This window comes from Enterobacter cloacae complex sp. 418I7 (genome assembly GCF_050030705.1).
In the GTDB taxonomy this organism is placed as follows: Bacteria; Pseudomonadota; Gammaproteobacteria; order Enterobacterales; family Enterobacteriaceae; genus Enterobacter; species Enterobacter intestinihominis.
The window spans coordinates 1159520-1174188 of record NZ_JBLGUU010000001.1 but is presented as its reverse complement, the minus strand read 5'-3'; the positions used below and the strand labels follow the sequence as shown (position 1 = coordinate 1174188).

Annotated in this window: 10 protein-coding genes; 3 read left to right on the top strand and 7 right to left on the bottom strand. The window is 60.3% G+C overall.

Translation table 11 applies throughout. From position 1 onward, the window contains the following. Together ACQG0S_RS05560 and ACQG0S_RS05555 are read right to left on the bottom strand one after the other, a co-directional pair. Entirely contained in the window at positions 1-438 is a 438-nt protein-coding gene (locus ACQG0S_RS05560) for a DcrB-related protein (RefSeq protein ID WP_048965638.1), read from the bottom strand. 117 nt (positions 439-555) lie between these two features. Next, positions 556-1446: an oxidoreductase gene (locus tag ACQG0S_RS05555; RefSeq protein ID WP_048965637.1), complete on the bottom strand. Its 891-nt coding sequence runs from the start codon at positions 1444-1446 to the stop codon at positions 556-558. A gap of 105 nt (positions 1447-1551) precedes the next feature. Between ACQG0S_RS05555 and ACQG0S_RS05550 the strand changes: the two genes are divergently transcribed. Beyond that, positions 1552-2673 carry a YbdK family carboxylate-amine ligase gene (locus tag ACQG0S_RS05550; protein WP_048965636.1) on the top strand — a complete coding sequence of 374 codons (1122 nt, stop codon included), beginning with the start codon at positions 1552-1554 and terminating at the stop codon, positions 2671-2673. On the opposite strand, the gene ACQG0S_RS05545 is transcribed toward ACQG0S_RS05550, so the two are convergent. The 3 genes from ACQG0S_RS05545 to ACQG0S_RS05535 all read right to left on the bottom strand — a co-directional run bounded on the left by ACQG0S_RS05545 (position 2603) and on the right by ACQG0S_RS05535 (position 9652). Beyond that, complete coding sequence (locus tag ACQG0S_RS05545) at positions 2603-5758, bottom strand: efflux RND transporter permease subunit (RefSeq protein WP_048965635.1); 3156 nt, start codon at positions 5756-5758, stop codon at positions 2603-2605. The genes ACQG0S_RS05550 and ACQG0S_RS05545 overlap by 71 nt on opposite strands. 9 nt (positions 5759-5767) lie before the next feature. After that, positions 5768-6832 carry an efflux RND transporter periplasmic adaptor subunit gene (locus ACQG0S_RS05540; protein ID WP_048965634.1) on the bottom strand — a complete coding sequence of 355 codons (1065 nt, stop codon included), beginning with the start codon at positions 6830-6832 and terminating at the stop codon, positions 5768-5770. Positions 6833-6943: 111 nt separating this feature from the next. Then, positions 6944-9652, bottom strand: a complete 2709-nt coding sequence (locus ACQG0S_RS05535) for a cation-transporting P-type ATPase (RefSeq protein ID WP_048965784.1) — start codon at positions 9650-9652, stop codon at positions 6944-6946. 488 nt (positions 9653-10140) lie between these two features. On the opposite strand from ACQG0S_RS05535, the gene ACQG0S_RS05530 reads away from it, so the two are divergent. Further along, the gene (locus tag ACQG0S_RS05530; protein WP_048965785.1) at positions 10141-10389 is read left to right on the top strand and encodes a DUF1158 domain-containing protein; all 249 of its coding nucleotides are present in this window, start codon (positions 10141-10143) and stop codon (positions 10387-10389) included. Here ACQG0S_RS05530 and ACQG0S_RS05525 read toward each other — a convergent pair. After that, positions 10375-11943 (bottom strand): alpha/beta hydrolase-fold protein, encoded by a 1569-nt coding sequence (locus ACQG0S_RS05525; protein WP_048965786.1) that lies wholly within the window; start codon positions 11941-11943, stop codon positions 10375-10377. The genes ACQG0S_RS05530 and ACQG0S_RS05525 overlap by 15 nt on opposite strands. 123 nt (positions 11944-12066) lie before the next feature. On the opposite strand from ACQG0S_RS05525, the gene ACQG0S_RS05520 reads away from it, so the two are divergent. Continuing rightward, on the top strand, positions 12067-14211 hold the full coding sequence (locus tag ACQG0S_RS05520) for a TonB-dependent siderophore receptor (RefSeq protein WP_048965787.1): 2145 nt from the start codon (positions 12067-12069) through the stop codon (positions 14209-14211). Positions 14212-14317: 106 nt separating this feature from the next. On the opposite strand, the gene ACQG0S_RS05515 is transcribed toward ACQG0S_RS05520, so the two are convergent. Next, on the bottom strand, positions 14318-14659 hold the full coding sequence (locus tag ACQG0S_RS05515; RefSeq protein WP_017694370.1) for a RamA family antibiotic efflux transcriptional regulator: 342 nt from the start codon (positions 14657-14659) through the stop codon (positions 14318-14320). Between the last annotated feature and the right edge of the window lie 10 nt (positions 14660-14669).

Sequence of the window (14669 nt, the reverse complement as noted above, 5' to 3'; positions counted from 1 at the left end):
TTAATGGTGGAAGCGGAAGCTCCTGAGAAGATCGCCAAACAGCGCGCCGTCGGCATCGCCCAGCGCACGGGTGCAGGTCATAGTGAACACCAGGATTTTATCGCCGTCGACGTTAAACACGGCCTGCTGCTGCCAGATGCGTTTCCCGTCGCGCAGGTAGCTGGCATGGACGGTTTCACCCTGTAAAAGGCTGTCGCCCAGCGTAGCGGCGCTGCGCTCACCCTGCTTCCAGCCCTTGATGTGCTTTGCCATCAGGGCGAGCTGGCGATCGATATACGCGGCAAGCGCTTCGCCGGGGTTGAGGGCATCGCGGGAAATGTTGAACGCGGGCGCATCCGCTGCAGGCGGCGCGAAGACATTGACGGTACGGTCCTGATAGCCCTCAGGAAAAGCAATCATTCCTTCATTAAACAGGCACTGCGAAGATGGTTCTGACATTGAGCGGGTCCCACCACATTTTTTCAGAAGCGGTAAGTTTCGCATATGTGTTTAAGGCTGACTATCCCCAGATTATTGCTCCACCGTCACGCTCGCCGAACGGAAAAACAGCGGCCGTTAGCCCGGCCCCTCGCTCCCCGCCGCCAGCAGCGGTACCACCACGTCGCTGATGGGCACCGCAATACCATGCTTGCGGCCATAGCGCTGGATCACGCCGTTACGAATATCCCACTCCATCGGGCGTTCGGCCTGACGGTCGGCAAGGATTGACGTGCCTAAATCCTCGGGCGCGCGCTGGAAGTTCGCCAGAATCTCCTGGGCCACCGCATCGTCCAGCTTCGCCCCTTCGGCGCGGGCGACGGCAAGTCCCTCGTGCAGATAGGCCAGGGCCAGCTCGCTGATATCCTCGCGTCTGAACATCCCGGCGCGGCGGTTGGCCAGCACCATCAGCCCGGCGACCGCGTTTTGCAGCAGCTTGCGCCAGGCGACGGTGGTGAAATCTGTCGAGAGCTCAACATCACAGCGCGTCCCGCGAAGCGCCTCGACCACCCGCTGCACCTGCGGCACATCCGGTAGTGTCAGACGCGGTTTTGCCCGCAGCCAGACGGAGGCGTCCGGCTCGCGCTGCGCCGGGAACCAGACCACCGACGGCAGCACCGTTGCGCCGTTGACCAAAGGCGCAAGCTGGGCTTTCTGCTCCACGCCGTTTTGCAGCGCGCAGACCACGGTGTTTTCATCGCACAGGGCGCGCAGCCACCCGGCGCTGTCGGCATTTTGCGTCGTTTTTACCGCCACAAAAACGAGGTCTACGGGGCGCGTAATGACGGTGGGATCGGTGAGTACCGGACCGGGCACCACAGTTTCATCCTCATCGTGACGCAGGCGTAATACCGGATGCGCGGTGCGACCGCACAGCAGCGGCGTACGGCCCGCGTCATGCAGCACCGCGGCAACGGTGGTGCCAATCGCACCGGGACCAATCAGCGCAATGGTTGGATAGTCAGACATGGGTCACTCCCCTTTTGCTAAGCCTGCTATCAGTTATACCACCCTGAAAAGAGCGCGCCACGCCCATTGTCTATACTCAACACATAACAGACAACGGAGTGCGCCATGCCCTTACCCGATTTCAAGTCCTCTGAACCTTATACCCTCGGCATTGAGCTCGAACTCCAGGTGGTTAACCCGCCGGGTTACGATCTGAGCCAGGACTCCTCTGCCCTCATCGCCGCCGTCAAAGACGACATCAAAGGGGGCGAAGTCAAACACGACATCACCGAAAGCATGCTCGAAATCGCCACCGGTGTCTGCCAGACCATCGACCAGGCGGCGGCGCAGCTCTCCGTGATGCAGCAGAGCATCCTGCGGGCGGCGTCGGAGCAGCACATCCAGATCTGCGGCGGCGGAACGCACCCGTTCCAGAAATGGCAGCGGCAGGAGGTGTGTGACGACGAGCGCTATAACGTCACGCTGGAGCGCTTTGGCTATCTGATTTTGCAGGCAACGGTGTTCGGCCAGCACGTGCACGTGGGATGCCGAAACGGGGACGACGCGATTTACCTGCTGCACGGCCTGTCGCGCTTCGTACCGCACTTTATCGCCCTCGCCGCGTCGTCGCCTTATATGCAGGGCACGGACACCAAGTTTTCCTCGTCGCGGCTCAACATATTTTCCGGGTTCCCGGATAACGGCCAGATGCCGTGGGTCAACAGCTGGCAGGAGTTCGAGGGGCTGTTCCGCCGCCTGAGTTCCACCAGCATGATCGACAGCATTAAGGATCTGCACTGGGACATCCGCCCCAGCCCGCACTTTGGCACCGTAGAGGTGCGGGTGATGGATACGCCGCTGACGCTCGGTCACGCCATTAACATCGCCGGGCTTATTCAGGCGACGTCGCACTGGCTGCTGACTGCGCGGCCCTATAAGCATCAGGAACGGGATTTTCTGCTATACCGCTTTAACCGTTTTCAGGCCTGTCGCTACGGGCTGGAAGGCATTCTGACCGACGTGCATACCGGCGAGCACAAAACCGTGGCGGAAGATATCGCCTGGCTGCTGGAGCAGGTTGCACCGTCGGCCGAGAAACTCGGCGCGACGAGCGCCATCAAGGAAATTGCCCTGCTGTTAAAGCAGGGCAAGAGCGAGGCGCAGCGCATGCGGGACTTTATCGCCGATGGCGGCTCGCTGATTTCTCTGGTGCAGAAGCACTGTGAGCTGTGGGCGACGAGTCCGTAAGGCCGTGCCCCCATTCGCGAAGGCGCTGGAACAGCACGAACAGCGCCGGGATGAACACTATCCCCACCACGGTGGCTACCAGCATGCCGCTAAACACCGTGGTGCCAATGATACGACGGCTCTGGGCACCCGCCCCGGTCGCCAGCATCATCGGCAGGACGCCTATGATGAACGACACGGCGGTCATCATTACCGCGCGGAAGCGGCGTGATGCCCCTTCCCGCGCGGCATCGACAATCGCCATTCCGTCCATACGACGGGCGCGGGCAAACTCCACGATAAGAATTGCGTTCTTGGCGGCGAGGGCTATCAATAGCACCAGACCAATCTGCACGTACACGTCGTTGGCATAGCCTGCCAGCCACAGCCAGACCAGCGCTCCGCCGATGGCGAACAGCACCGAGAGCATCACGCTCGCCGGCAGCGTCCAGCTCTCATACTGGGCGACGAGGAACAGCCACGCCATCACCACCGCCGCCAGCACAATCCATATCGCCTGATTCCCGGTCTGCTGCTCCTGATACGACATGCCGCTCCAGGCGTAGTCGTACCCGGCTGGCAGGTTTTCCGCCAGAATCTCGCCCATCGCCGCCATTGCGGTGCTGCTGCTCACCCCTTCCGCTGCCGAGCCGCTCACCGATACCGACGGGAACTGGTTGTACTGCTGAATAAATGGCGCGCCGACGGTCGGCGTGATGGTGACGAGGTTGCTCAGACGCACCCGCTCGCCGCTGTTGCTGCGCACGAACAGCTCGCTGATTTGCTCCGCGCGCTCGCGCCACTGCATTTCGTTCTGCATCACCACGTGGTAGACGCGGTTGTTGACGCTGAAATCCCCGGCGCGCGTGCCGCCAAAGGCGGTTTGCAGGCTGCTGAAGATGCGTGACACCGGCACGTCGAGGCGGGCCGCGCGCTCGCGGTCAACGGTGAGCGTCATCTGCGGCACGTTGCTGCTCCAGGTGGTGAACACGCGGCTCAGATGCGGGTGCTGGTTGGCTTTCGCCAGCACCTCGCGAGTTACGCGCTCCAGCTCCGCCGGGCTCTGCCCCGCCTGTGCCTGAATGCGCAGGTCGAAGCCGGAGGCGTTGCCCAGCCCCGGCAGCGTCGGCGGTGCAAAGGTCATGATGGTGGCTTCCGGCAGGGCCAGCAGCTGGCGCTGAAGGGTGCCCATCACCTCATCCAGCGGCGGACGCTCGCTCCAGTCTTTGAGCATGATGGAGATAAACCCGCCGTTCGATGCGCTGGTGCCGTTGAGGATGTTAAACCCGGAGACCTGAATCACGTCTTCCACCGCCGGGTTTTTAGCGATCAGCTCGCGCGCGGTGGTCATCACCGCTTCGGTACGCTCCAGCGAGGCTGCCTCCGGCAGCTGGACGCTGGCGAAGAAGTAGCCCTGATCCTCCTGGGGCAGGAAGCCCTTTGGCATCGACATAAAGCTGAATACCACCACCGCCGCCGCGCCTGCGGTGGCCAGCAGCGCCAGCCACGGACGGAGGTTGAACACGCTCACGATCCGGGTGTAAAGCGTGCGCGTGGCGTCCAGCCCGCGGTTGAACCCACGGAAAACGGCGGCGGGCTGTGCCGGACGCGGGCGCAGCAGCATCGCGCAGAGCGCGGGCGTCAGGGTCAGCGCCACGAGGCTTGAGAGCGTGACGGCGGTCGAGAGCGTCACCGCGAACTGGCGGTACAGCTCGCCCACGATCCCCGGCAGGAGCGCCACCGGTACAAACACCGCCAGCAGCACCAGCGTGGTGGCAATCACCGGCCCGGCAATCTGACGCAGCGCCAGCGCGGTCGCCGCCGTGCGGCTCTGCCCTTCCGCCATCAGCGTTTCGACACTCTCCACTACCACGATGGCGTCATCCACCACCATGGTCAGCGCCAGAATGATGGCGAACAGACTGAGCGTGTTCGCGGAGTAGCCGAGCGCGTAGAGCACCGCAAAGGTGCCCACCAGCGACACCGGAATGGCAAGGGCGACAATCAGCGTCGCGCGCCAGCTTTGCAGGAACAGGGACACCACGACCACCACCGCCAGCATCGTCAGCGCCAGCGAGACGCCAATCTCTTTGATGGTAGCGGCCACAAACGAGGTGGTGTCGAATTTGACTTCATAGACCAGATCGTCCGGGAAGCGCGTGGATAACCGTTCCAGCTCCGCGCGCACCGCATCGGCAACGCGCAGGGCGTTAGCGGACGGCGTCGGGTAGATGCCAAGGTAGGCGGAGTCATGCCCGTTCAGCTGCGCGCCCGAGCTGTAGCTGCGCGAGCCAAGCTCAATGGTGGCGACGTCCTTCAGGCGCACCAGCTGCCCCATCTCCCCGGTGCGGATAATGATGTTGGCAAAGTCGTCGGCCTGGTTTAAGCGCCCCAGCCCGTTGATGGTTAGCGTCTGCTGCTGGCCGTTAAACACCGGCGGCGTGCCGACCTGGCCTGCCGCCCCCTGCACGTTCTGCTCGCGCAGCGCCTGCGCCACGTCATCGCTGGTCACGTTCAGGGCATTCATGCGGTCCGGACGCAGCCAGATGCGCATGCTGTAGTCGCGCGCGCCAAACATCTGTACCTGCCCGACGCCCGGCAGACGCGACAGCGCCTCGCGCACCTGGGTGCTGGCGTAGTTGCTGACGAACAGCGGCGTGTGGGTGTTATTTGGTGAGTAAAGGCTTACCCCCATCATCAGGTTGGTGGCGCGCTTGCGCACCTGCACGCCGTTTTGCTGCGCCTCGGTCGGCAGCTGCGCCACGGCCTGCGCCACGCGGTTCTGCACGTCGATGGCGGCGAGATCCGGATCGGTGCCCGCCGCAAAGGTGATGTTCAGGCTGTAAGAGCCCTCATCCGAACTGGTGGACTCCATATAGAGCATATGATCCACCCCGTTCAGCTGCGTCTCCAGCGGCGTGGCGATGGCCTCCGCCACGTCAGCCGAGCTGGCGCCCGGCCATGACGCTGACACATTCACGACCGGCGGTGTGATCTGCGGGTACTGCTCCACCGGAATAATCCTCAGCGCGATGGCCCCCAGCAGGGTGATGACCAGCGCAATCACCATCGCAAAGCGCGGGCGTTTGATGAAAAACGTCAGCATGATGGCTCCTTAATTCAGTATCTGAACGGCAGCGCCAGGCTGCACGCGCTGCGCACCGTCAGTAATTGCTCGCTCACCGGGCTTAACGCCGGAGGCAATCTGGAACTGCTGGCCCATCTGCCCGGCGACCTTCAGCGGACGCATTTCGGCTTTATCCTCGGCGTTAACCACCCAGGCGAAGAACCCGTCGCCATTCTGCTGTACGGCAGCGGCGGGCAGGGTCAGGACAGGCTGCTCGCTTGCCGGACGCAGGTAGACGTTCACATTGCCGCCGGGCAGCAGCTGATGGCGCGGGTTGGCGAACTCGGCGCGCAGCATCACGCTGGCGGTACGCGGGTCGACGCGGTTGTCCACGGAGGTGAGTTCCCCGCTGACGCGCTGGCCGTTGCTGTCAATCAGCGCCTGCCAGGCCTGTTTCATGGCGCTGATATCCGCATGCTGTCCGGCTTTGGTGGCAAACGCGCCCTCTTCCAGCGCAAAGGCGATGCGGATCGGATCGAGCTGGACCACCTCCACCAGCACACCGCTGGCAGGATCCACCAGGCTGCCGACGTGAAAGTTGCTGTGCCCCACGCGTCCGTCAATCGGTGAGGTAATGCGCGTGTAGTTGAGGGTGACGCTGCGGGTGTCGAGACGGGCTTTCGCCTGCTCCAGCGCGGCGCTCGCTACGTCGCGCTGCATGCGGGCGTTGTCCACATCGTGGCGGCTGATGGCGTTGCTGCTGCCCAGGCTTTCGAAGCGGGACAGCTGCTGTTGCGCCTGACGCAGCGTGGCTTCGGCGCTTTTCACTTCGGCCTGCGCCAGGCGCAGGGCGGCGCGCGGCTCGGCGTCGTCCAGCTCGAACAACACGTCACCTTTTTTCACGTACTGGCCGTCTCGAAAGTGGATTTTGGAGATGACGCCTTCCGTACGCGCGCGCAGTTCAACGGTGTGAATCGCTTCGATGCGACCCGGGATCTGACGTTCGGCGGCGTGGGCGGTTTGCTCCACGGTGGCGACACGCACGGGAATGACTGCGGCGAATGCGGGCGGCAGGGTAGCGGCGAGGAGTATGAGCAGGAGCGGGAATTTCATGGGAGTACCTCAGTATTTTCCCCTCACCCTAACCCTCTCCCCAAAGGGGAGAGGGAACTTGAACACCCTCTCCCCTTTGGGGAGAGGGCAGGGTGAGGGGTAAGGTTTTAGTTATGCAGCCTTACGGAACCTGCGGGTCAGTCGCTTCTCGATTTCGACGACGAAGAACATCACCCCCGCCACCGCCAGCGTCACGAACCAGTAGCGCAGCGGCAGTGCTTCGGTGCCGAACAGCATCTGCATAAACGGCAGGTAGATGATCGCCGCCTGGAGCAGGAACAGTACGCCCGTTACCAGCCAGATCCCTTTGTTCGCCAGCAGGCCGCGGTTCAGGGAGAACCCTTCGGTGTTGCGGCAGTTAATCATGTACACCCACTGGGCGCAGACCAGCATCTGGAGCAGCACGGTGCGGATGAACTCCGCGCTGTGCCCGCGCGGGGCCAGCCAGGCTTCCAGCGCAAAGGCGGCGATGGCAATCATGGTGCCGACGAAAGCCACGCGCCATACGGCGTAGGCGTCCATCACGTGCTGCCCGGTCTGACGCGGTGGGCGGCGCATTATGTTGCGCTCGGCGGCCTCGAAGGCCAGGCCGAAGGAGAGCGTGGCGGAGGTCGCCATGTTCATCCACAGGATCAGTACCGGCGTCAGCGGAATGATGTTCCCCGCCAGCAGCGCAATCACAATCAGTAGTCCCTGCGCCAGGTTGGTCGGCATGATGAACAGAATGGTCTTCTTCAGGTTGTCGTAAACGCGACGCCCCTCTTTCACCGCGCTGGCGATGGTGGCGAAGTTATCGTCCGTCAGGACCATGTCCGCCGCCTCTTTGGTGACTTCCGTGCCTTTGATGCCCATCGCAATACCCACATCCGCCTGACGCAGCGCTGGCGCATCGTTCACGCCGTCACCGGTCATACCGACGATTTCGCCTTTGTCCTGTAACGCTTTCACCAGGCGCAGCTTATGCTCCGGGCTGGTACGGGCGAAGATGTCATACTTCACCGCCGCTTCGGCCAGCTCCGCGTCGTCCATCTTCTCCAGCTCATAGCCGGTGACCGCCTGCTCGCTGTTAGTGATCCCCAGCATCTGGCCTATGCTCATCGCCGTCTGCGGGTGATCCCCGGTGATCATCTTCACGCGGATCCCCGCCTGCTGGCAGGCGTTAATCGCCTCAATCGCTTCCGGACGCGGCGGATCCATCATCCCGGCAATGCCGAGGAAGATCAGGCCGTGGCTCAGGTCGTCGTGAGTCAGTGCCTGCTCACCGTTCGCTGGCCTGAACGCCGCGGCGACCATGCGCAGCCCCTGACGCGCATAGCGCTCCATCTCCGTTTCCCAGTACGCGCGGTCAAAGGCTTGCGCACCGTTGCGGGTCTGCTGCTGCTCACACAGGGCGAAAATCACGTCCGGCGCGCCGGTGATCAAAATCTGCTCCTCACCGCCAATCTGGTAGTGGGTGCTCATGTACTTGTACTGCGAGTCGAACGGGATCTTGTTGACCAGGGTGGTCTCGACCGGTGCGAGTTGGGCTTTTGCCGCCAGCACCTTCAGCGCGCCCTCGGTCGGGCCGCCGGTGATGCCCCACAGGCCGCGCTCGTCCTGAATCAGCTGGCTGTCGTTACACAGGTCGATGGTGCGCAGGTACTGCTCCAGCACGGTGCCCGGCTGGATCTGCACCGGCTCGTCGCTGCCTTCGAGGTAGAGGTTGCCCACCGGCTCGTAGCTGTTGCCGTCCACGCGATAGCACGTATCGGCGGTAATGATGGCTTTCACCGTCATCTCGTTCATGGTCAGGGTGCCGGTTTTATCCGAGCAGACCACGGTCATCGCGCCCAGGGTTTCAACCGTCGGCAGCTTGCGGATAATCGCCCGCTTACGCGCCATCGCCTGTACGCCCAGGGAGAGGATAATGGAGATAATCGCCGGCAGACCTTCCGGCACGGAGGCTACCGCCAGGCTAATCAGGGAGAGCAGCAGCTCGCCCATCGGGATCTCGCGGAACACCAGGCTGAAGACAAACAGCGCGGCCATCATCGCCAGAATGATGGCGAAAATCGCTTTGCCCAGCTTGTCCATCTGCACCAGCAGCGGGGTGCGGTGCTTTTCAATGCCCGCCATCATCTGGTTGATGTGGCCGAGCTCCGTATCCTTACCGGTCGCGGTGACCAGGCCAACGCCACCGCCCGCGCTTACGGTCGTCCCGGAGAAGACCATATTGGTGCGGTCGCCCAGCGGCAATTCACCGCTCAGCGGATTAATGTGTTTATCCACCACGGTGGATTCGCCGGTCAGAATTGCCTCTTCCACGCGTAAATTATGCGCTTCTATTAAGCGCATATCCGCCGGAATACGATCTCCTGCGCGCAACACAATAATATCGCCCGGGACGATTTCCGTCGTCGGGATGGTTTCATGGTTACCATTACGAATAACGCGCGCCTCGCTGGAGAGCATATTGCGAATACTCTTCAGGGATTTTTCTGCGTTACTTTCCTGAATGTGGCCAATTAAGGCATTGATTACCGCCACGCCCAGGATAACCAGCGTATCAACCCAGTGTCCCATTACAGCCGTTAATACGGCGGCCGCCAGCAGGACGTAAATCAGGACATCGTTAAAATGCGCGAGAAAACGCAGCCAGCCCGGCTTGCCTTTTTTCTCCGGCAGCGCGTTCGGGCCATGCTTCTGCAAACGTGCCTGCGCCTCGGTGCGGTCCAGTCCATTCGCCTGGCTCTGCGCCTGAGCAAGCACCTGCTCTACGGTCTGCTGGTACGCCTGCCCGCCTGCGGGTGGCATATTCTGCGAGAAATTTTTTTTGGTCATGGTATTTTTCCTTCAATATCCGGTGGACGGAAGCCGGAATTCCTTTCTGGCTTTAAATAATTCATTTTTAAGTCTTGCGGGTTAAATTGATCTACCGCAATATATTGACTACCCGGTTATTCAAAACTGATTAAAATTATTTCGACGCGTTGATTTTTACAAAATATTTCTAAACCAACACTAAACGAGGAGGAAGCATGCTTGGTATTTATCGCGGGCGGCGCCTGGCGTTATACATTGTCGCAGCCATTGTTATTGCGACGTTAATTGGATATAGCACCTATAGCTTTGTAAAATTATTTTCGTGAAAAAGACGTTTATTTACATTACGCGATATTAATTTAATCGCCCCGGAAATATTATCTATTTCCCGTTATTAACTCGCAGAATAACGGTGGCCTTTCACTCAATTTTGCCAGTGGGGATGATATTGCTTTACGTTTCAGGATGCCGGACAATGACATTTTTAACTCACGATTAACATTACGATGAAACACCCGTTAGAATCGCTGCTCACCGCAGGGGGCATTTTGCTGATGGCCCTGCTCTCCTGTCTGCTGTTACCTGCGCCGTCGCTGGGTCTGGTGCTGGCGCAGAAACTGGTTCAGAGCTTTCATATGGTCGATCTGAATCAGCTGTACACCATTCTGTTCTGTCTGTGGTTTTTGGTGCTCGGCGCCATCGAATTCTTTATCCTGCGTTTCATCTGGCGCCGCTGGTTTTCACTGGCGTCGTAAGCCAGTAAGATCGCGCATCCCGTGGATCAGTGCTTCACACCAGGCCGCGTAGTCGTGGCCGCTGGATGAGGGGTGGAAGCTGACGCGATAGCCTTTTTCCTTCAGCACCTGTTCAAAATCCTGCGTGGTGCGATAAATGCCGCCGCCCGGCCCCGTGGTTTCAAACTTTCCGGCCTGTAACCAGAAGCGCACCGGATACGGCGGCGACTGCTGGTACTGACGCGTCAGCCAGCCGGGGGCGTCACCTTTCGGCGCCCACCAGTAGGAGCCGGAAAGGCTCAGCACGTTGCCAAACAGGCGCGGATAGCGCAGCGCCACCCATGACGAGGCAATTCCCCCATAGCTCGACCCCGCCAGCACCGTTTTCTGCCGCTGCATCGCGATGCCCTGCCCGCGCAGCCACGGCAGCAGCTCGTGCGCCATAAAGTCAGCAAATTCCGGGTTCGGCGGCAGCTCGTTGCCGCGACGGGCGTGATCGAGGCTGTCGATAAACACCACGTTAATCGGTGGCAGGTGATGCCGGGCAATCAGACCGTCCAGCACGTTGGCAAAATGGTATTCGTCCTGATAAATCTGCCCGTCGAACAGAATTAACGTCCAGCGTGCGGGCTGTGCGCCGCGCGGTTTGTAGATCATCACGTCGCGGGCGTTGCCGAGGATGTGGCTGGAAAAACTCTGACGGCTCAACGTCCCGTGCACCAGCGGCTTTGCCATGGCCTGAACGGAGCAGTAGCGCGCCGGGCTGAGATCGAGCAGCGAGTAACGGTTCCATCGATCCGCCTTCTGCTCCCCAAAGGTGTTCGGGTTAAGCGGATCGGCCTGTGCGCTCACCAGGATGGCACGGCGTTGATCGCGGGCAGAGCCTTCAACGATCGGCACATCGGGGGCGAGCTTATATTGCATCACCGTATCAGCGGGGACCACGTAGCTGCGGAACCAGACGTCGCTGTTGCCCAGGCGGAACAGCGGATCGTGATCCCCCGCCGGAGAGCCGAGAATGAAGACGTTATCCCGCGCGCCGCGCCACAGAAAGGTCACGCGCTTATGGTTCGCATCTACCGGTTCCACCATTGGCGTTCCCTGTCGACGCTGCGCCTGCCAGAACGCCTCGGTACTTCCACCGGCAGAAATGACGTTTGCCAGCGCCTTTAGCGTCGGGCTTACTGGCGCCAGCATCTGCACGCGTGGTAATGGAGAGGTCTCTTTCATCCGCCACTGAAAACGCCACGGCTTACCGGCTTCGCCGTGTAGCACCAGCGAGGTGTTCTGTTTCACCGGCAGGGCAAACAGCAGCGTGTGTTCCCCGTCCGCAGGACCATTTTCGATCAGCGTGCGGATGCGGCGGTTTTGCCCATCCAGCAGGCGCGCATCCGTCACGCCATTCAGCGTGGCGGAAACGTAATTTTCACCCAGTTCAGGCAGGGAGAAGCAGACTTCGCCGCTGGCATCAAACTTTCCCTGAACATCGCCCTGCCGGGACGACTGCTCGCACGTTGCCGCCACGGCGGGCAGCGCGCCGATCCCCAACAGCAACCCACTCCATACCCTCTTCATTACCGCTTGTTCCCCAACGAAATTTGTTAACAACGCTAATGCAAATGGTAATAATTTGCAATATCATCAACGGCGATTTACCGGTGTTTTTATGGCGATAGCAACCAAGGACGCTCAATAAAAATGTTTAAAAATAATAAGATAATGTATCTCTGGCTGATGAGTCTGGCGACGACCAGCGTCGCGGCTCAGGCAGAAACGAAAGAAGAAACGATTACGGTGACGCAGGGCGTGAGTGAAGAGCCCACTGCGCCCGTAAAAGGCATTGTGGCGACGAAAACGCTCTCCGCCACCAAGACCAGCGCGGAGATTGTGAAGACGCCGCAGTCGGTATCGGTGATCACCCGCGATCAAATGAACATGCAGGACGTCACATCCGTTTCGCAGGCACTGCGCTACTCGGCGGGCGTGTTTACCGAATACCGGGGCTCGTCTAACCGTAACGACGAGGTGTTTGTGCGCGGCTTTAGCTACGTGCCAAAATTCCTCGACGGCTTAAGCTTTGGCGCAACGGCCTCATCACAGACGGGCACAGTTGACCCGTGGCTGCTGGAGCGCGTGGAGCTGGTGCGCGGCCCGGCGTCGGTCCTGTTTGGTCAGGTGAATCCTGGCGGGTTAATCAGCATGACCAGCAAGCGCCCGACGGCGGAGGCCATTCACAACGTGCAGTTCCGCACCGGCAATAACGATCTCGCCGAAGGTGCGTTTGATTTCGGCGGCAGGCTGAGCGACGACGGCCGCGTACTGTATCGCGTGAACGGTATCGCCCGTACGCAGCATAATCAGGTGGACGATTATAAAGAGACGCGGATGGCGATCGCCCCGGCGATCACCTGGTACCCGAACGATCAGACCCGCTTTACGCTGCTGACCAGCTACCAGAAAGATCCGGATGCCGGATACCGCAACTTCCTGCCCGCGTATGGCACGGTGAAAAGCGTCGACGGGAAGTACATCCCGCGCGACTTTAACGTCAGCGATCCGAATTACAATCAGTCCTGGCGCGAGCAGACGATGATTGGCTACGAGCTGGAACACCAGTTCGCCGACAACCTCACCTTCCGCCAGAACGCCCGTTACGCCACCATCAAGCAGAAATACCGTTATCTGGTTTACGCCAACAGCGCGGCCAACAGCACGGTGTTGACCCGTCGCGCCCAGCGTGAAGAGCGCACGACCAATGAATTTGGCCTCGATAACCAGCTGGAATATCTGCTGGAGACCGGGAGCGTCAGCCATACCCTGCTCGGCGGGTTTGATTACAAGACAAGCAAGGATAAACAGCTGCTGGCGCGCGGGAGCGGCTCACAGTATGACCTCGACTGGACAACCCCGGTTTACGGCGTGAACGTGGATGAAAGCACCTTCAAAACGGCCTCCGACGAGCAGCAAAATCTCGACCAGATGGGGCTGTATCTTCAGGATCAGATGAGCTGGAACAACTGGGAGTGGCTGGTTTCCGGGCGCTACGACTGGAGCGAAGTGCGTACCAACGACTTCACCGATAATAGCTTTACGCAGCAGAACGACAGCAAATTTACCTGGCGCACTGGCCTGCTGTACGCGTTCGATTTTGGTCTCTCGCCGTACATCAGCTACAGCACGTCGTTTGAGCCGAACCTGCAAACCAACCGTGCGCCGGGCGTCGCGCCATTCAGGCCTACTACCGGGGAGCAGACCGAGATTGGCCTGAAATATCAGCCGGTCGACACCACGCTGATGACTCTCGCGCTGTACGATTTAACTCAGGACAACGTAGCGACCTATAACAGCGCTGAAGGCTGGTTCGAAAATGCGGGCAAGGTGCGTTCGAAAGGCGCTGAAGCGGAAATCCACGCCACGCTGATGGATAACATCAACCTGATTGGCTCCTACACTTACACCGATGCAAAAACCGAAAGCACCACGGTGGCGGGAACAGAAGGCAAAACGCCTGCGCGCATTCCAGCGCATATGGCATCGGCGTTTGCCAGCTATACCGTTCCGGGAGGGGCGCTCAAGAGCCTGACCGCTGGCGTGGGGATGCGCTACATCGGCACCAGCTACGGCGATGCGAAGAACACCTTTAAGGTGCCATCGGTGGATCTGTATGACGCGATGCTGCGCTACGATCTGGGCGAGATGAACCGCAGCCTGAAAGGGGCAAGCGTGCAGTTCAACGTCAATAACGTGGCGGACACGAAGTATGTGGCGTCATGCGCAAGCGATACGGCGTGCTTCTACGGGATTGGCCGGACGGTGACGGCGACGGTGAATTATCGGTGGTAAGTGATTTGTAGGCCCGGTAAGCGCAGCGCCACCGGGCAATTACGGGCACCGAGCCCACAAAAAAGCCGGGTGGCGGCTACGCCTTACCCGGCCTACACGCGACATGTTAATGTGTCTGGCTATGGTTCTCTTTGCGGTACGCCCCGGGCGGCTGGTTAAAGGTGCGGGTAAAGATGCGGGTAAACGTCTGCTGCGAGTCAAACCCGTAGCGCAGGCAGATATCGTACACGCGCTCGTCTGACTCACGCAGATCGCGCGCCGCCATCAGCAGCTTGCGTTCGCGGATGTAGCGCCCCAGACTTTCGCCTTTGTACTGCATAAACAGCCGCTGTAAATGCCATTTTGAGTAACCCGCGTGGCGGGCAATCTCTTCGATGCGTAACGGCTGGTGTAGGTTGTCATCGATCCATTCGACAATCGTATCAATGACCTGAGCGGAAATCGTCATACTGCTCTCC